Source organism: Saccharothrix stipae (genome assembly GCF_054781895.1).
Map to the genome: position 1 here is coordinate 155,717 of NZ_BAAGTN010000006.1, position 18,500 is coordinate 174,216.

Annotated in this window: 12 protein-coding genes and 2 pseudogenes; 8 read left to right on the top strand and 6 right to left on the bottom strand. The window is 68.4% G+C overall.

From position 1 onward, the window contains the following. The first annotated feature begins 18 nt into the window (after positions 1–18). Positions 19–5,106, top strand: coding sequence for an AAA domain-containing protein (locus tag ACYVLT_RS12530; RefSeq protein WP_461120310.1), 5,088 nt, complete (start codon positions 19–21; stop codon positions 5,104–5,106). 811 nt (positions 5,107–5,917) lie between these two features. Here ACYVLT_RS12530 and ACYVLT_RS12535 read toward each other — a convergent pair. Continuing rightward, positions 5,918–6,988: an integrase core domain-containing protein gene (locus tag ACYVLT_RS12535; protein WP_461120311.1), complete on the bottom strand. Its 1,071-nt coding sequence runs from the start codon at positions 6,986–6,988 to the stop codon at positions 5,918–5,920. A gap of 80 nt (positions 6,989–7,068) precedes the next feature. Next, positions 7,069–7,233, bottom strand: a pseudogene (locus ACYVLT_RS12540) (transposase); the annotation flags it as partial. A gap of 439 nt (positions 7,234–7,672) precedes the next feature. Between ACYVLT_RS12540 and ACYVLT_RS12545 the strand changes: the two are divergent. Both ACYVLT_RS12545 and ACYVLT_RS12550 read left to right on the top strand, forming a co-directional pair. Then, entirely contained in the window at positions 7,673–8,434 is a 762-nt protein-coding gene (locus ACYVLT_RS12545) for a bestrophin-like domain (RefSeq protein WP_461120312.1), read from the top strand. 35 nt (positions 8,435–8,469) lie between these two features. Beyond that, complete coding sequence (locus tag ACYVLT_RS12550) at positions 8,470–8,985, top strand: dirigent protein (RefSeq protein WP_461120313.1); 516 nt, start codon at positions 8,470–8,472, stop codon at positions 8,983–8,985. Here ACYVLT_RS12550 and ACYVLT_RS12555 read toward each other — a convergent pair. Further along, complete coding sequence (locus ACYVLT_RS12555; RefSeq protein WP_461120314.1) at positions 8,975–10,114, bottom strand: ABC transporter substrate-binding protein; 1,140 nt, start codon at positions 10,112–10,114, stop codon at positions 8,975–8,977. The two genes, ACYVLT_RS12550 and ACYVLT_RS12555, sit on opposite strands and share 11 nt — an antisense overlap. A gap of 157 nt (positions 10,115–10,271) precedes the next feature. Further along, the gene (locus ACYVLT_RS12560) at positions 10,272–10,859 is read right to left on the bottom strand and encodes a DUF1059 domain-containing protein (RefSeq protein WP_461120315.1); all 588 of its coding nucleotides are present in this window, start codon (positions 10,857–10,859) and stop codon (positions 10,272–10,274) included. On the opposite strand from ACYVLT_RS12560, the gene ACYVLT_RS12565 reads away from it, so the two are divergent. The 5 genes from ACYVLT_RS12565 (at position 10,770) to ACYVLT_RS12585 (ending at position 17,523) form a co-directional block, all read left to right on the top strand. Then, positions 10,770–11,120: a hypothetical protein gene (locus ACYVLT_RS12565; protein WP_461120383.1), complete on the top strand. Its 351-nt coding sequence runs from the start codon at positions 10,770–10,772 to the stop codon at positions 11,118–11,120. The genes ACYVLT_RS12560 and ACYVLT_RS12565 overlap by 90 nt on opposite strands. A gap of 513 nt (positions 11,121–11,633) precedes the next feature. After that, positions 11,634–13,046: a family 43 glycosylhydrolase gene (locus ACYVLT_RS12570; RefSeq protein WP_461120316.1), complete on the top strand. Its 1,413-nt coding sequence runs from the start codon at positions 11,634–11,636 to the stop codon at positions 13,044–13,046. Between the two features lie 184 nt (positions 13,047–13,230). Further along, positions 13,231–14,643, top strand: a complete 1,413-nt coding sequence (locus ACYVLT_RS12575; protein WP_461120317.1) for a family 43 glycosylhydrolase — start codon at positions 13,231–13,233, stop codon at positions 14,641–14,643. Between the two features lie 38 nt (positions 14,644–14,681). Next, positions 14,682–16,070: a glycoside hydrolase family 43 protein gene (locus ACYVLT_RS12580; RefSeq protein WP_461120318.1), complete on the top strand. Its 1,389-nt coding sequence runs from the start codon at positions 14,682–14,684 to the stop codon at positions 16,068–16,070. 151 nt (positions 16,071–16,221) lie between these two features. Next, entirely contained in the window at positions 16,222–17,523 is a 1,302-nt protein-coding gene (locus ACYVLT_RS12585; protein ID WP_461120319.1) for a glycoside hydrolase family 43 protein, read from the top strand. Positions 17,524–17,752: 229 nt separating this feature from the next. On the opposite strand, the pseudogene ACYVLT_RS12590 reads toward ACYVLT_RS12585, so the two are convergent. Both ACYVLT_RS12590 and ACYVLT_RS12595 read right to left on the bottom strand, forming a co-directional pair. Next, positions 17,753–18,079: pseudogene (locus tag ACYVLT_RS12590) on the bottom strand (VOC family protein); the annotation flags it as partial. 31 nt (positions 18,080–18,110) lie between these two features. Beyond that, entirely contained in the window at positions 18,111–18,377 is a 267-nt protein-coding gene (locus tag ACYVLT_RS12595) for a recombinase family protein (protein ID WP_461120320.1), read from the bottom strand. Positions 18,378–18,500 lie beyond the last annotated feature (123 nt).

An 18,500-nucleotide genomic window follows, 5' to 3' on the forward strand; every position in this document is an offset into this window, starting at 1 on the left:
ACCGACAGCTACGACTCGGTGCTGTGGTTCGGGCAGTTGCCCGACCACCCCGCCATCCAGTCCGCGCACCGCGAGGACGCGCCTGAACCCGGTGCCGCCCTGCTCACGGTCGAGCGGGTCTCGCACAAGGAGCCGCCCGAGCCGGAGGCGGAACTGCGAGCCTGGCTGGACGGGGAGTGGGACGACCCGAGCGCCCCGCCGCGCCTGCGCGAGTCGATTGGCGAGGGCGAGCAGCGCACCCCGCTGGACGACGTGCCCGAGGTCCGCGACGCCCACGTCGAGTGGGAGGCCCGCTGGTCGGAGTGGGCGGAGCGCGAGCGGAGCGATCGACCGGCACGGAATGTCTACAACGACCTGTTCTCCGCCTACGTCACCGCGGCCGGGCACGCCGAGGAGCTCGAACTCGTCGTCGGGACCGGCTGCCTGTCGTGGTCGCCGTCCGGCCACTACGTCGTCCGGCGGCACCTCGCCAGCGTGCCTGCAGTGATCCACTTCGACGACGCCACCGGGCGGCTGGTCCTTCAGCAGGCCGAGGTCGCGGACGGTCTGAACATCGAGTTGGACATGCTCGACCCCGGTCGCGTGGCCAACCCCTCGCACGTCGTGCAGATCAGGAACGAGGCCCGCGAGGTCACCGCCGCCGTCCTGCACCGCGACGCCGTGGGCGGAGTACTGCGCCGTCTGGTGCACGCCCTCGACGGCGATGCCGCCTACCTCGACGAGGACGACCCGCAGAAGCCCGGTACGAACGCCGTGGCGGCGTTCGCCCCGGCCGTCATCCTGCGCAGGCGTTCGCGGCAGGGAATCGTCGACATCCTCGACTCGGTCGCCGTGCAGCTTGGCCAGTCCGGTGTCGTCCCGGACGGGCTGCTCCCGCTCGTCGACCCGGACCACCGGCCCGCGGCGGAGCGCTCGCCCGAGCCCGGCGCTCTGGTCGAACTCGATGCGGACCCCTTCTTGCCGCTGCCGGTCAACGACCGCCAGCTGCGCGTCCTCACGCAGGTCGACGCGAAGGCCCAGACCCTCGTCCAAGGCCCGCCTGGGACGGGCAAGACCCACACGGTCGCCGCCCTGCTGTCGCACCTCCTCGCGCAGGGCAAGCGGGTGCTCGTCACCGCGCACACCGACCGCGTACTGAAGGAGGTGCGGGCGAAGCTGCCGGCGTCCATCGCACCGCTGGCCGTCTCGGTCGTCGGGTCCTCGCGTTCGGACCTGGCCGATCTCAAGGTCGCCGTGGAGCGGATCAGCCACGTGGCCAGTGAGTACGACGCCGAGGCCGCGCGTCGGGCCATCGAGGACCACGTCGCGGCGATCGAGGGACTCCGCCTGCGTCGGGCAGGACTGTACCGGCGCCTGCTCGACGCACGAGGCGAAGAGGTGGCCGAGCACGAGGTCAGCGACTACCGGGGCACGCTCGCAGCCCTCGCGCAACGTGTGGAAGCAGAGCGGGAGCGGTTCGGTTGGGTGACCGACCTGACCACCGTGACCGGTGTCGGCCCGTCCCCGGTCGCCGCGAGCGACATCGTCGAGTGGCACCGGAGTGTCGTAGACGACACCTTGATCGCCGACGAGCCCGAGTCGAAACTCAGGCTGCTGCTCCTCGCCGACGTTCCCACCCCCGAGGTGTTCTTCGCGCTCGTGACAGCGGAACGGCAGGCCATTTCGGCCGAGGAAGGGCACGGCAGTCTGACGCAGCACACCGCGTTCGACGCCGTCCGCCGCTTGGACCAGTCCACGCGGACAGTGCTGCGGCAGCGGCTCAACGGATTCGCACGGGAGGCCGAGGATCTGTCTCGGCGGCGCGAGCAGTGGATGAACGACGCACTGTCTGACGTGCTCGCTGGCCGAGCGAACCACTGGCGGTCGCGCGGGAACCAGATCGCCCAGCTCATCGGGCGCGTCGGTCCTCTCGTCGATCGCCTCGGTCCGCTCACCGAGGTGGGCGTCGGCCCCGCCGACATGGGCGCGCTCGTCGCGTTGGCCGGGGCGCTCCGCGCGCACGTCGGCGACGGCGGCAGGCTCAAGACCAACCCGGACGGCTCACCCAAGACGGGGGCGTTCGCGCCGAAGGCCGTGAAGCAGGCCCAACCCCTGTTCCAGGCGGTGAGGGTCAACGGCGTCCCACCCACCAGCGCCGACCGGCTCGACGTGTTCCTCATGTGGGCCGACGCCACCAGGACGTTGGACGCGCTGGACCGGGCGTGGCCCGACTCAGTGCACATCCCCGCCGAGGACACGCTGAGTGAACGGCTCCAGTGGCACGTGACCGAGCGGGAGCAGCTGCGCCGCGTGCTGGCATTGGGAGAGGCCCTCGAAGGGGAAGAGCGCGGCTTGGCGGGGCTTGGTCTACCGCGCCCGAACTGGACCGACCTCGACGCCGTCCAGACCTACGCCCGGCTCGTCGACGTTGCCGCCGCGTCCGACGCGCGCACCGCCGCGACCGTGCCGCTGCTGGAGGTCGTGCGGACCATTGCCGAGGTGGCGCAGTGGGCGGACGCCGCGCCGTGCGTGAAGCACCTGACGCAGGCTGCCGAGGAGCGCGACCACGAGTCGTACGCGGTCGCGCACCACAGGCTGGTGCGCCTGACCGAGGTCGTCAGGCTGGCGCGTCGTCGGGACGAGATCGCGGCGACGCTGACCCGGTTGCTGCCCGGCGTGCACGAGGCCGTGTCCGCGGACCCGCGCGACCCCGCCTGGGTGGAGAAGTTGGCCGACTGGGACGCCGCGTGGGCGTGGGCCGTGGCACGGGCATGGGTGCTCGAGCGCGGCGACGAGGACGTCAACGCCCTCCAGACGGAGGTGCTGCACGTCGAGGAGCAGGTGCGCGGCCGGGTCGAGCGGTTGGCGGCCGAACGGGCGTGGGGGCACGCCGTGTCGCCGGAGCGACTGTCCGGCAAGGCTCGTGCCGACCTGCTCCAGTACGCCCAGCTGGTCAAGCTGCTCGGCAAGGGCACCGGCGTCTACGCGAACCAGCGCCGGGCCGACATCAAGGCGGCCATGGACCGCTGCCGCCCGGCCGTGCCGGTGTGGATCATGCCCGTCTACCGGATCGCCGAGCAGTTCCGCGTCCAGCCGGACATGTTCGACGTCGTGATCGTCGACGAGGCGTCCCAGGCGGGACTGGAGGCGACGTTCCTCCAGTACCTCGCACCCAAGATCGTGGTCATCGGCGACGACAAGCAGGTCTCGCCCACGGCCGTGGGCACCGACCAGCAGCAGCTGCGCGACCTCGCCGAGCAGTACCTGTGGGACGACCCGTACCGCGCGTCGTGGCAGGACCCCAAGCGCAGCCTGTTCGACGAGGCGAAGATGCGCTTCGAGGGCATGACCACACTCGTCGAGCACCGGCGCTGCGTGCCGGAGATCATCGGCTTCTCGAACCGGATCGCCTACGAGCCCGACGGCATCCGGCTGGTGCCCGTGCGCCAGTACGGCGCGGACCGCCTGGAACCGATCAAGCCGGTGTTCCTGGACGACGGCTACGAGCGCGGCGTGACCGACAAGGTCAACCCGGTCGAGGCGGACGCCATCGTCGACCAGATCGAGAAGTGCATCGCCGACCCGCGCTACGACGGCCTAACGTTCGGCGTCGTGTCGCTGCTCGGCCGCGCCCAAGCCAAGAGGATCGAGAAGCGCCTGCTGGAGCGCATCCCGCCGGAGGAGTGGAAGGCGCGTGACCTGCGGTGCGGCGACTCAGCGGACTTCCAGGGCTCCGAGCGCAACGTGATGTTCCTGTCCATGGTCAAGGCCCCTGAGCCCGGCAAGCGGATCGGTTCGCTGACCCAGGACCTGTACGTCCAGCGCTTCAACGTCGCCGCGTCCCGCGCCAAGGACCAGATGTGGGTGTTCCACTCCCTGCGCCTGTCCGACCTCGGCAACCCCGAGGACATGCGGTTCCAGTTGCTGGACTACTGCTACGCGTTGTCCGGGCGCGTGGACGGCGTGGACGACGCCAAGCGCACGACTGTGCCCGAGGACCGGAAGGTGGAGCCGTTCGACTCGCTTTTCGAGCAGCGGGTGTTCAACCGGCTCATCGACCGCGGGTACAGCGTCGTGCCGCAGTTCCCGGCCGAGGGCTACCGGATCGACCTGGTGGTCGTGGGTGCGAAGGCCAGGCTGGCGGTCGAGTGCGACGGTGACGCGTGGCACGGGCCCGACGCGTACGAGCGCGACATGGCTCGGCAGCGCGACCTGGAGCGGTGCGGCTGGCGGTTCTTCCGCATTCGCGAGTCGGAGTTCTACGCGGACCGGCCGACGGTCATGTCCCGACTGTGGGACGCATTGCAGGAGCTGGGCATCCATCCCTCGGGGTGGATGTCGGACGGCGACGACCCGTCGGCCGTGGTGCCGCGTCCATCGGTGGCGGCCGTAGAGCACACGTCGGTGACGATCTTGCCTGAACCGGTGGTGCCCGAACCGGTCGTCACCGAGCCGGTGGTTCCGGAACAGGTCGTGCGCACACCGGTCGCGGTCGAGCCCGTGGTGGTGCCGGAGCCGGTGGTGACCGCAGACATCCCAGAGCCGTTCGTGCCGGTAGTAGTGGAGCACGAGGGCGAGTTGCCACCTGCAGTCGTCGAGGAACAGGCGCCACCTACCGTGGATTCCGTGCTTGCTGCGTACGAGACGTTTACGGGGACTGTGGTCCAGGTAGCCGAGGCATCACGACGAGACCTGCTCGACGGCCTTGTGCGTCTTGTCGAAGCCGAAGGGCCCGTGCTGGGCAGCCGGCTGCACACCGCTTATGTCCGAACCTCGGGCTCCATCAGGGTCACGAAACTGGTCGCGGGCGAGTTGAACAAGGCGATCGCCCAAGCGGTGCGTGAAGGGCGACTTCTTGAGGACAACCCGCTCGGCGAGAGCGGCGTCAGGCCACGTACGTACCGGTTGCCCGGCCAGCCGGAGGTGCGGATGCGCCATGTGGGATCGAGGTCTTTCGAGGAGGTGCCCCCGAGCGAGCTGGCGGCGTTGCTCGACCACGTCGCCGAGCGGGACGAGAGTAAGGGCGAGGAGGCGTTGCAGCGTGCCGTGTTGGAGCTGCTGGGCTTGAAGCGACTCACCGACAACGTCAAGAACCGCTTCGCCGCCGTTCAGGCCCTCCGATCCTGATGTCGTGATCGTCCGGCTCCCTGATTGCCATCGGACGGGGAGCCGGAAGCGGCGGTGCGGACGACCTGTCAGTTCACTCACCTCGGGTACTTGTGGGGTGCCGAAAGGCGGCGTAGTAGCTCTGAACTGCGGATTCAACGCCGTAGTTCCGTTTCTGCCGATCAAGTCGTATCGCTGGCGGGCTGTGGCGGCTACGGCTGTGCTGCTGTCTGCGGGGATATTGGTCACTTGATTTGCGCACAGGCGTTCGACGCCCGCAGCGGTCGACACGGGCCCGCAGTGGGAGGAAGATGGGAGGAAATTGGGAGAAGTCAAGGTGTGGCAACAGGATCGAGCTGCGCTCAAGTGCATCCAACTGCGCCGTGATGACCTGCTGATTCGACGTTTTCGCAGGTCACGTCATGATTCGGTCCACCCTGGGGGTCAAGGGGTCGCAGGTTCAAATCCTGTCGTCCCGACGGTCTGAAGAAGTCCGCTCGATCTGGATGTTTGCCCAGGTCAGCGGGCTTTTTCGTGCGCTGGTGTCGATCTTCATTTGGTCACGTAACTTTGCGATCTTGGTGAACGGTGTTTAGGAGCGAAATCAGGAGCGGGTCGCTCCCGATTTTTGACCAGCGCCAAATGGGGTCGCCTCGAACGGGTGAATCCCGCCAATCGACGCCAAACGCCACCCGTTGGGGTGAACCGCTTCCACTATGCGCCGAGCGTCCTGGACGCGCCCTGACCTGCCGATATGGTCGCATGGTGACCTGAACCGACGCGATCGGACGCTGTGGGGTGCCAGAAGTCGGCCACATTGTCTGACCTGCGGTTAGGCTGCTCTGGGTTCGTACTCGTTGATCAGGCCGCCGAGGACTGGTCGGAGGCGTATCGAGGTGCGGCCCGGCTCTGCGCTCGGCCGGTCCGATCGTGGTGGTGTGAGTTGCAGTGCCCGGTGGGGTCGGCGGTGGTTGTAGTGGGCCGCGTAGCGGCCCAGCACGACCCGCAGGTGGTTTTCGTTGATGATGAGCAGTCGGTCGGTGACTTCGCGTCTGACGGTGCCGACGAATCGTTCGGCGTGGGCGTTGGCTCGTGGGCACTGTGGTGGGATCTTCACGACTTGGACGCCTGCGCCGGAGAAGACCGCGTCGAACGAGGTGGTGAACTGGCCGGCCCGGTCTCGGATGAGGAATCGGAAGTCGTCTGCCTGGTCGCCGAGGTTCATCAGTAGGTTGCGGGCTTGTTGGGTGGTCCATGCCCCGTCGGGGTGGGTGGTGGTGCCGAGGATGTGGATGTAGCGGGTGGCGACCTCGATTACGAAGAAGATGTAGACCCGTTTGAGCGTCAGGGCGCAGTCGACGTGGAAGAAGTCGCAGGCCAGGATGCTCGAGGCCTGGGCGCGGAGGAACCGTCGCCAGGAGGTGTCGGTGTCACGCTGGGGCGCGGGCGGTATCCGCAGGCGCTTGAGCACGCGGCGCACGGTCGACGCGGCTACCCGGTGGCCGAGCTTGAGCAGCTCACCTTGGATCCGGCGGTAGCCCCACGCGGCGTTCTCCCGGGCCATCCGCTCGATCAACGCTACGACGGCGTCGTCGACCGGTGGACGCCCGGTGCGCTTCGGGTGGGTCCACTTCTTCGCGACCAGACATCGGTGCCATCGCAGGAGGGTTCCCGGTGTCACTAATCGGTGTTCCCGTAACCAGCTGGGTAGGCGTCGGACCAGCGCGGCGAGCATCGCGCGATCGGCCCAGTCCAACCGTGGGCGAGGGTTGGTTCGGCGCAGCACGGCGACTTCGTGCCGCAGCACGAGCAACTCCACGTCCTTGGCCGCCGATGATCGGCCGAGCAGAACCAACCAGCCGACGAGCCGGACGAAGATCAGGTACAGCAGTCGTAGCACCACGCCTCACGATCATGCTCCTGCAGCACGTGGTGCGCGATCACCGCAGCTCAGCGCCTCAGTGCAGAGTTCTGAAACCCCACAAGCTCCTGCGGCAGGAACTCCCACTGGATCCCGGTGTGCAGCACGAACAGGATGCCCTGCAGGCACAACCGGTCCGGCACCCGCTTCCGACCGGCGTTGCGGGTTCTGCGCGGCACCACCGGCAACAACGGCTCGATCCGCTCCCACAGATCGTCCGGGACGATCCACGGCGGCGACTCACCCTTCCTCACGACCGAACATGATCCACATCGGACAGGCTCATTGCCACCACGATGATCATTTTGTTAGGACCGGTAGGTCCATCAGCAGGTTGCGGGCCTGCTGGGTAGTCCAAGGACCATGTGGGCGCCGAGCGCGTGCGGGACGTGGAGCCGCCTTCCTGGCCGGACAGCGAAGGGTGGGCGCGCACGCCCCAAGCTCGCGTCCTACCGGTCGACGTCGCCGGGGAATGCCGCGGGCGTGCGAACCCCGCGTGCAGGCGGGTGGTTGACCTTCGCCCGTTCGTGCGGCAACGAGTGGCCCGCCATGTGCACGAAAGGGTGAATTACCGTTCCGTCCGAGCGTAGTACCGGTACTGCTCCTGCCTTGCACGACGTCGGCCGCCGTAGCGTCGGGAAGGAGCTGAGCACCAGGGAGACGCGCATGCTGTGGAGCAGTGTCCTGGTCGTGGGTGGCGTCGTCGTCACGAGCGTCCTGGCGGCCGGGTTGGTGGACCGTTTGATCTCCCGTGAGGCGCGGGCCCGGTACCACGACGTCTCCGGGAACTTCTTCGCGGCGGTGGGCGCCTTCTACGCGATCCTGGTCGCTTTCGTCGTGGTCGCCGTGTGGGAGGACATGGAGGCGGCCAAGAAGAACACCTACGCCGAGGCCAGTGCGTTGCCCGGTCTCTACTTCGCCTCCACCGCGTTCTCGGATGAGGACAAGGCCGCCCTCCAATCGATCACCGTCGACTACGCGCGGGCGGTGATCGTGGAGGAGTGGCCGTTGCTGCGGGAAGGCCGAGCGAGTCCCGCCGTGGACGAAGTGGCCAAGAGGATGCGCCGGGCGATCGTGACGATCGAGGTCGAGACACCGCGTCAGCAAGGCCTGTACTCGGCCATGATCGAACGGGTCAACACCGTCAACACCATGCGCAGGGAGCGGTTGAACGAGGCGACCCCCTCGGTGCCCCGGTTCTTCTGGGTCGGGCTCATCGTCGGCGGCATCCTGGTCATCGGCTTCGCCTTGTTCTTCGGCACCCCCACCTTCCTGCCGCACGCGTTGATGATCGGCGTACTGGCCTCGCTCGTGGCCGCGTCCCTGTACTTCACCCACCTCATGGACCACCCGTTCCAGGGCACCGTGGCGGTGTCCCCGGAGGCGTTCCGCATCGCTCTGGTCCAGATGGGACAGACACCACCGTGACAGCACGCGTGAGAGATCGAGGAGTGACTATGTCCATGACGTTCGCACGTCCCTGGCTCCGGTTCGGCGTCCTCGTTGCCGTCGTGGCCGTGCTGCCCGCGGCCACGGCCGGCGCCGGTCCCGCGGAACGGACGGCGCACCGGGAGTCGGCACCGGCCCGGACGGTCGAGTTGATCGCCCAGCGCGGGGTGCTGAGCCTGCCGTCCACACCTGCCGTCGGCGCACCGTTCGTGGCAGGCGGCGACCTGCTCGACCCCGCCGGCACCAAGGTGGGCGAGGGTTATTCCAGTTGCCTGATCGCCAAGGTCGCGCTGCCGGAGTTGACCGCGCACTGCACCTCGGCGTTTCGTCTGGCCGACGGCGAGATCCACCTGTCCAGCCTGCGTGTCTACACGGTGCAGGAGGTCACTACGTTCAAGGACGGGCCGATGGCGGTCGTCGGCGGCACGGGCGCGTACCGCGACGCCCGTGGCGAGGCCAGCACGGTCAAACAAGCCGGGGACCCGACGAAGCCAGTCTCCTACAAGTTCACCATCACGCTCACCGACTGATCCTCAGTTCGCCGTCGAGGTCCACGGCGGCCGCCCGGTCGTTCGCCACGATGCGCAGCCGTGGTCGTCCGCCGGCGTTGTGCCACTGGCCTCCGGCCAGCGCCAGGGTGGCGATGCCCGGTGCCGGGCCGCGAGACCAGTCGAGCCTGCCCGCGATGGTGTCGACAGCGGCGTCGCACAGCGCCTGCCCGACGGCTGAGCGGTCCTGCGGGTCGGCCGCCGTGCGCAGCGCGTGCACCGCGACCTCCAGCAGCGCGTGTGCCAGGCCCAGCAGGGGGAGCCAGGCGCGTCCGGTGTGGCGCTGGTAGTCCGTTGCGAGCCGGGCGGCGGTGGTCCCGTCCACACCGGACGCCCAGCGGTGTCGTGGTGACCACGCGACCACGGTGGCGACCCGGTCCAGGGCGGGGTGGTCGACGCCGAAGGGGTAGGCCAGCCAACGGGAACAGGTGACCAGCCGCAGACCCAGCGCGCCGGACTGCTCACGGAAGCGGACGAGGTCGGCGGTGGTGGCCGCGCTGCTGACTATCCGGACACCGGCCTCGCCGAAGCCGCGCACCGCCTGGGTGAGATCGTCGACGGGTTCGCGGTAGCCGCCAGGGTCGACAAGCCGGCGGGCGCGTGACGCCGGGGGCAGGAAGCCCATGTCACGCGTGCGCAGTGCGGTGCCCTGCGGGCCGTCGTTCCACAGCAGACCGACGGGGTCCGTGCCGGGCACGCGGGACCACAGGTCGGTGAAGGTGCGCGCGATGTCGTCCAGACCCCAGCAGAAGTGGTACGCCCAGCCGCCGTGCTGGACGGCGGCGCGGTAGACCTGCCAGGGCAGGGCTGTTGACACGCACGGCAGGCCCAACTCGACCGCCGCGCGGGCGATGACGGGCAACACGGTGGTGCCACCCAGGCAGACGACGATGGCGGCCTGCTGCCGTGCCAGGTGGCACACCGCCGATCGGGCACCGGCCGCGGTGGACCCGTGGTCTGCGGTGACCAGCTCGACCGTGCGGGCGCCGACGTGTGGATCGAGCGCGCGGAAGCGCTCCACGATGTAGGCCAACGGCTCGCCCAGCGGTGCCAGTCGACCCGTTCGGCCGAGGACGATCCCGATGCGCAGGGCGCGCCGCCGTGGCCGCACACGAACACCACGCGGATCGGAGCGCGACGTTTCCGTATGTGGCCGAGTCGCGTGCACGGTCGTCACCTTCTGCCCGTGTGCGCGGCCGGCCGCGACCGTCGCCGGGATCGCTCCGTCGGCCGGGATGTGTCGGGTGGTGACGGGTCCAGCCAGATCATCATGGCGGCTCCACCGGAATGATCCAGTTCCGTGTCACGAAGCGCGGACGCACGATGCCGATTAGGGCACAGTGGACGGCATCCGGGCAATGGGCGTCAACGCTTCGAGGGACAGTGCGCACTCGGACGAGTGGAGGTGTTCCCCGGCGCACCCCTAGGTGGTGCCGTCGATCACGAGACCGTTCGCCATCGCCGACCGGCGGCGCACCGAGATTGGGTCGTCCGTCCAGACCACCACGGCGCGCTGAACTACCGACGGTTGGTTTGTTCAGGCTCGGTGAGAAGTGCGGCGCCCCGCGACCTCTGCCGGAGAGGTGCCCGAACGGGTGAAACCTCAGACCTCCACGACCGTTGCCAGCGACAGCGCCTGTTCGCGGGTCATCTCCATGCCATGCCATGCCGTGCACGTCCCGTGCGTGCTTCTGCGCGTCCGCCACCAACTCATCCTCGGTCTCGCCGCGCACCACGTATCCGCACTCGAATTGATGATCAGACTCATGACTGCCTCCTTCGCCCGCGAGGGGGACACTACGAAGGGCCGTTGGCGCGACGTTGGCGTCATGTTGGAGGCGGGCATGCGGGTCCACCTGCGACTGCTGGGCCTGATGGCCATCCGGGCCGGAACGGTGCTGGTACGCGGCTCCGAGTTCCCGGGACGGCAGGGCAGGCTCGCGCTGGTGTACCTGGTGATCCAGCGGCGACCGGGCACCTCGAACACGCCGGGGTCGCGATGCGCGCCGGACGTCCGGACGAGGCCCTGCCCGCCGCGTATGCGGTGTGCGACCGCGCACTCCAGCGCCCTGCGGTCGGCGGTGCGGAGCTACGTCAAGCCAGACCGGCGCGACTGAACGAGATCGACAGCGCCGCCTCCTGCACGCGGATCAGCCGCCCTGCGGATCCCGATGAGGAAGAGCCACCTCCCAGGTCGCGGCCCTCAACGACCGGATGCGAGTTCGGTGAACGGATTCAGCAGCTGCGGGGAGCGCTCCAACTCCGCCTGTGGTTGGCGTCCTGGTCCGCGAAGGCGCTGGACACGCTTGCGCGAGCCGCGAGAGTTGGGACCTCACTCCCTGTTATCGCTAACAACGTCGTCGTTGGATGGGATCTAGGACGCCCAGCCCGGTTGGATCACGGATGTGAACCGCGCTGCACTGGGCATCATCTGGTCTGTTTACTAATGCAACTGTCTTATACGGCCGATCGGCGGGTGCGCGGCTGCCAGAAAAGGGCACTTTCTGGAAAGTAGGCCTTGAGCTGCAAGGAGGGTGCTGTTAGCGTTCACACCCCGCGTCACCTCGACCCCACGATGGAGTGGACCGATGAGCGCTGCTGTTCCGAGGCGGTTTGTCCGGAGACTGGCTGTGGTCGCGTTGGCGGTCGCGACCGCGTTCGCAGGCCTGGTGGTGGTAGTGCCCGCGGCGCACGCGTCGCCCGCCGTGCGGTTCACGAATCCATTGGCGGAGCAGCGGGCGGACCCGCACATCTTCAAGCACACCGACGGCTTCTACTACTTCACCGCGACCGTGCCGGAGTACGACCGGATCGTGCTGCGCCGCGCGACCACGATCCAGGGCCTGGCGAGCGCGCCGGAGACCGTGATCTGGCGCAAGCACGCCACCGGTGAGATGGGCGCGCACATCTGGGCGCCGGAGATCCACTTCATCAACGGCAAGTGGTACGTCTACTTCACCGCCGGGCGGTCCGACGACAAGTGGCGCATCCGGATGTACGTGCTGGAGACCGCCGACCCCAACCCGCTCACCGGAGCCTGGGTGGAGCGCGGGCGGATCGTCACGCCGTGGGACACGTTCTCGCTCGACGAGACCACCTTCGTGGCCAACGGCGTCCGGTACCTCAGCTGGGCGCAGGCCGAGCCCGGCGGCGACTCCAGCATCTACCTCGCCCGGATGGGCGCCGACCCGTGGACGATCACCGGGACGGTGACGAAGCTGTCCTCGCCGACGCTGGTGTGGGAGACCCGCCGGAACAGGGTCAACGAGGGACCGGCGGTGATCCAGCGCGACGGCCGGATCTTCCTGACCTACTCCGCCAGCGCCACCGACGCGAACTACTGCCTCGGCATGCTCTCCGCGTCGTCGACGGCCGACCTGCTCAACCCCTCGTCGTGGACCAAGAGCCAGACGCCGGTGTTCGCCAGCAACTCCGCGACGAGCCAGTACGGCCCCGGTCACAACTCGTTCACGGTGTCCGAGGACGGGCAGAGCGACATCCTCGTCTACCACGACCGCAGCTACCGCGACATCGTCGGTGACCCGCTTCTCAACCCCGACCGCCGCACGCGCGTGCAGAAGGTCTACTGGAACGCCGACGGCACGCCGAACTTCGGCATCCCGGTCGCCGACGGCGTCACCCCGGTGCGGCTCAAGTCCTACAACTTCCCGGACCGGTTCGTGCGGCACTGGGAGTACCGGGCCAGGGTCGAGGCCGACGTCAACCCGTTGGCGGACTCGCAGTTCCGGATCGTGACCGGCCTCAACGGCTCCGGCACGGTGTCGCTGGAGTCGACCAACTTCCCGGGCTACTACCTGCGGCACCGCAACTACGAGTTCTGGGTGCAGCGCGACGACGGCACGGCCCTGTTCAAGGCCGACGCCAGCTTCTTCCAGCGCGCGGGCCTGGCCGACAGCTCGGCGGTGTCGTTCGAGGCGCAGAACTTCCCCGGCCGCTACCTGCGCCACAACGGCACCACCGTCAACCTGACCACCGCGACCGACGCCGTCGCCCGCGCCGACTCCACGTTCATCCTGGAGTGACGCTCCGAGCCCACCCGATCGTGGAGCCGGTCCCTGTGTCGTGCAACGCGGCCGTGCGCGCCCGCACGAGCCGAACCCTGCGGAAACCCCCGGAGTGGTCATGCTGCCTTCGCCGCCCAGTCCAGCCCCCTCCAGTCCCTCCCCTCGACGCCTGCTGTCGCTCGTCGCGGCCTTGCTCGTGGCGTTGTCATCGGTCCTGATCAGCCAGAACGTGGCGGTCGCGGCGGCCGGCCCGTCGTTCGTCAACCCCGTCGTGCCCGTGCCGAACAGCGCGGACCCCACGCTGGTCACCTACAACGGCGCGTACTACTACGTTGCGACGACGTGGACCTCCGACATCGTGATGCGCAAGTCGACCACGATCGCCGCCCTGCGCAGCGCCCCGGAGCAGAAGGTCTTCACGGCGACCCAGAACGACGGCTGCTGCACGATGTGGGCGCCGCACCTGGAGCAGATCGGCAACCGCTGGTACATCTACTACTCGGTGCAGCCGAAGGCGGGGTTCGGCGAGCGCCGCACGCACGTGTTGGAGAGCGCGGGCAGTGACCCGCTGGGGCCCTACACCTACCGCGGCATCCTCAACCTGATGCCCAACGGCGGCTGGGCTATCGACGGCGCGGTGCTCAAGCTCAACGGCGCCAACTACTTCCACTTCTCCGCGTTCGGCTCGGACGGCCTCCAGTCGCTGTTCATCGCGCCGATGGACACGCCGTGGTCGGTCTCCGCGTTCGGCACCCGCATCTCCGCGCCCACGCTGGCCTGGGAGCGCCAGGACGGCAACGTCAACGAGGGCTCGTTCGCGTTGCAGCGCAACGGCCGCACGTTCCTGACCTACTCGGCCAGCGCGTGCTGGGGCCCCAACTACAAGCTGGGCATGCTGGAGTACACCGGCGGCGACCCGCTGGCCGCGAACTCGTGGAAGAAGTCCCAGGACCCGATCTTCCAGCGCAACGACGCCAACGGCGTGTTCGGCCCCGGCCACCACTCGTTCTTCACCTCGCCCGACGGCACAGAGACGTGGATCGCCTACCACGCCAACGACTCGGCGTCACAGCAGTGCGGCACGACCCGCACCACCCGTGTCCAGAAGATCTCGTGGAACGCCGACGGCACGCCGAACCTGGGCACCCCGGTCTCCACCTCCACCGTGCTCCAGGGCCCCTCGGGTGAGACCGGCGGCCCGGTGGCGCGGGTGCACATCAAGAACCGGCACAGCGCCCTGTGCCTGGACAACTACAACTTCGGCCTCAAGGCCGGCTCCGAGGTCCGGCAGTGGACCTGCAACACCGCGTCGGTCCAGGACTGGTACCTCACCCCGGTCGGCAACGGCTACTACGAGATCTTCAACGGTTACAGCGGTCTGTGCCTGGACAACAAGGACTCCGCCACCACGGCGGGTTCGCCGGTGCAGCAGTGGACGTGCAACGGCCTCGCCGTCCAGCAGTGGCGGCTGACCACCACCAACGGTCGCACCACGCTGGTCAACAAGCACAGCGGGCTGTGCCTGGACAACTACAACTGGGGCACCCAGCCCGGCGCCGAGGTCCGGCAGTGGACCTGCAACGGCCTGGCCGTCCAGCAATGGGACTTCGCCTGATGCGCACACAGCGGCACGGATCGCGAAAGGAAACGATCATGGTACGGCTCGCCCGGCCGGCCCTCTGCTGGCTAGCCACGGCAGCGCTCGCCGTCGGCATCGGCGGCGCTCCCGCACAGGCCCAGACGGCCGACGCCGCCTACGTGATGGGGTACTTCAAGGAATCCCTGAACGGCTCGGGCAACGTCAACGCCGTCCACCTCGCCGTCAGCAACGACGGTCTGGAGTGGACCTCTCTCAACGACAACAACGCCATCCTCACCCCGACCGCCGGCACCAAGGGCATCCGCGACCCGTTCATCACCCGGCTCAACGACGGCACGTGGGTCGTGCTGGCGACCGACATCCCGGTGGGTGGCTCGTTCACCAGGCCCAACCAGAACATCCACGTCTGGACCTCGCCGGACCTGGTGAACTGGTCGGCCGACCGGCTGCTCAACGTCAACTCGACCAACACCACCTCCTTCAGCTGGGCACCCGCGCTCCACTGGGACCCCTCGCGCAACGCCTACGGCATCACGTTCTCCACCATCCCCCCAGGCGGCTCGTACGCGGTGATCTCCGTCTCCTACACCACCGATTTCGTCACCGCGACCGCGCCGGTCGTGTTCTTCGACGGCGGATCGGCCGGCGTCATCGACTCCCACGTGATCACCGGCGTGAACGGGATGAACTACCTGTACTACCGGAACAACGCGACGACCGGGATCATCGGCGCCCGCTCGACGTCGCTCCAGCCAGGCAGCTTCACCCGCTACAGCGGCGCGATCGGCGACAACCGGTGCACCGAGGCACCGACGCTGGTCAAGTCGCTGACCGCGAACAAGTGGTGGCTGTGGGCCGACACCTACTGCCCCAACGCGAAGTTCGACCTGTGGGAGGGCGACCTCGCTGCGGCGACGTGGACCAAGGTCGGCCGCCAGTCCTACACCGCGCCGTTGAACGGCAAGCACAACACCGTCCACACGATCACCGCGGCCGACCGCGACCGCCTGCTCGCCCGCTACGGCGGCACGAGCTGGAACCGGGTCAAGTCGCTCAACTTCCCGGGCCACTTCGTCCGGCACGCGAACTTGGTCGGCCGCATCGACGAGCAGCCGTTCGAGCCGTACCAGGACTCGCAGTGGCGGCTGAGGCCCGGTCTGTCCGACGCGAACGCGGTGTCGTTCGAGTCGGTCAACAGGCCCGGCTACTTCCTGCGGCACCAGGGTTTCGAGGTCAAGCTCATGCAGAACGACGGGACATCCGGTTTCGCCGCCGACGCCACGTTCACCCAGGTCGCCGGCCTCGCGGACGCCTCCTGGTCGTCGTTCCGCTCGGTCAACTACCCGACCCGGTACCTGCGGCACTGGGGCTTCGTGCTGCGCATCGACGAGATCACGACCGCGGCCGGTCGCGCCGACGCCACGTTCCACATCGGCTACTGACCCGGGGACGGACGTTCCGTTCACCATTAGCGCCGCCGCTGCCATCCGGCGGCGGCGCTAATGGGGTTCGTGCTCGCGCGCGTCCTCGCCGCGGCCCTTCGGCCGACCACCGTTTCACGGTCGATCAACTCACTTCTCCCAGGAGATTCCCATGTCTCGGATCGAGCGTCGTACCCTGTTCAAAGCCAGCCTCGCCGGTCTGGCGGTCCCCGTGTTGTCGGGCGTGGCAGCCCCGGCGCTGGCCGCGGTTCCACCCACGGGCACAACGGCCCGGTACACGATGACGGCGTTCACCTACGCGTCGGAGAACACCGTGCACGTGTACGACTCGGTCGACGCGACGGCGTTCAGCCTGCTGAAGGGTCCGGCCTTCAAGCCGCCGACCGGGTTGTCCCGCGACCCGAGCATCATGCGACACACCGACGGCCGGTACTACATGACCTACACCGCGGGGTGGACGGGCAACCAGATCGGTCTGGCGTCGAGCGCGGACCGGATCAACTGGACGTTCCTGGGCAACATCACGATCGCCGGCGCCGGCGTCGGCAACAGCTGGGCGCCGGAGTGGTTCGTCGACAGCGACGGCAGGGTCAACATCATCCTGTCGCTGCACTACGACGGCACGCCGACCGGCGCCTTCCAGGCCTCCAGGATCACCGCCACCAACGCGGCGTTGACCTCGTGGAGCGCGCCGGTAGCGCTGACCGGCATCCCCAGTGCCTACATCGACACGTACGTCGTCAAGGTCGGCTCGACCTACCACGCGTTCTGCAAGAGCACGTCCACCAAGTCGATCGATTTCGCCACGGCTCCCAGCCTCGACGGCCCGTACACGATCTGGAAGACGGGCAACTTCGTGACCTACGACGGCGAAGGCCCCTGCCTGGTGCCGCTGGACAACGGCGGCTGGCGGATGTACTTCGAGGACTTCCGCAACCGGCGGTTCTGGTTCACCGACAGCCGTGACACCTTCCGCACGTGGACCACCCCGGTGTTGCTGCCCGGGCTCAGCGGCACGGTGAAGCACCTGACCGTGGTCCGCGAGAACGTGGCGGGCGGAGTGACCGTGCCGTCGGGCGCCCGGCTGCTGCGGTCGGTCAACTTCCCCGACCGGTACTGGAACGCCGGCGGCAACCTCGCGACCACCGGGACGGCGTTCACCGTCGTGCCGGGCCTCGCCGACCCGAACGCGTACTCATTCCGCGCCCCCGACGGCCGATACCTGCGGCACTACGCCTTCCGGCTGCGCCTGGACCCGGTCGGCTCGGGCGCGTTCGCCCAGGACGCCACGTTCATCGCCCGACCGGGGGCGGTCGCCGGATCGGTCGCATACGAGTCGTACAACTTTCCGGGCCGCTACATCAGGCACCGCGACTTCGAACTGTGGGCCGACCTGACCACCAACACAGCCCTGTTCCACAACGACTGCTCCTTCACCGCCGTCACACCCTGATGTCGCAGTAGGGCACGTAACACCGTGGAGCGCTCGTGTTCCGTTAGGCGGCGGTCGACAGGGTGCCGGGATGCCCACGAACACCACTCCGGCCGGTGACATCCCGACTGCGTGGCACGACCGCGACTTCTGCGGACGTCGGACGGTGATGAACATGATCGGGCAGCAACGAGCCGACCACTCCGCCTCGTCAGCTGCAGGGACTTCGACCCATTCGCGCAGAGCCGCGTCAGTAGCCGGAGAGGAAGAGGCAGAAGAAGTTGCCGTGCGGATCCCAGAGAACCCGCACACCGTCTGGCTGAGGCTGATTTTCCTCGAGGGTGGCGCCCGGTGCCACGGCTCTCCGTCTCGCATTCGTGGTCGTCGCCCTCGATGTCGCGGTGGGCTTGCATGTGGTGCTCTCCGAGCCGGGAAGGCCAGGCGGGCGGGACGTGGTCCTTCTCCAGCTGGAAGCCCGGCCCAGGGCCTTCGGAGTTCTCCGCGCGGATCCGCGCCCACATCGGCGTTTGGACACCTCGCTCCATCCGAACAGTTCCCGGTAGAAGTCGGCGTGGACCGGTGGCCGGTGCGCCGAGTACGAGCCCTGGTCAGTGTTCGCTGACCAGGGCGGTGTGAGCGCGCTGCTGGGACAACACCCATCGGTGGGCGGGTATGCGCTTCGTCATGCGGTGGCGGCGTTGGTCGGCGGGGGAGTGGTGGTCGTGGTCGACGGTCTGCCGGTTCCAGACCTGCCAGCCGGTGTAGCGGGGGTTGTGCAGGACCGTGGTCACGGTCTCGGAGGTCCAATGGCACTGTGTGCGGTGGGTGTTGCGTTCGGGGTCGTGTTGGGCGGAAGACGCGACCGATCCCGGCAAGCGCCGCTAGACAAGAAGACATGTCCTCGCCGGACGGGCAGGCCAGCAGGATGACCGAGACGGCACTGTCAGCTCGGCTACCAGCGGGGCCTGGGGTTCGTGTCATCCTGTGGGGTGCCAATA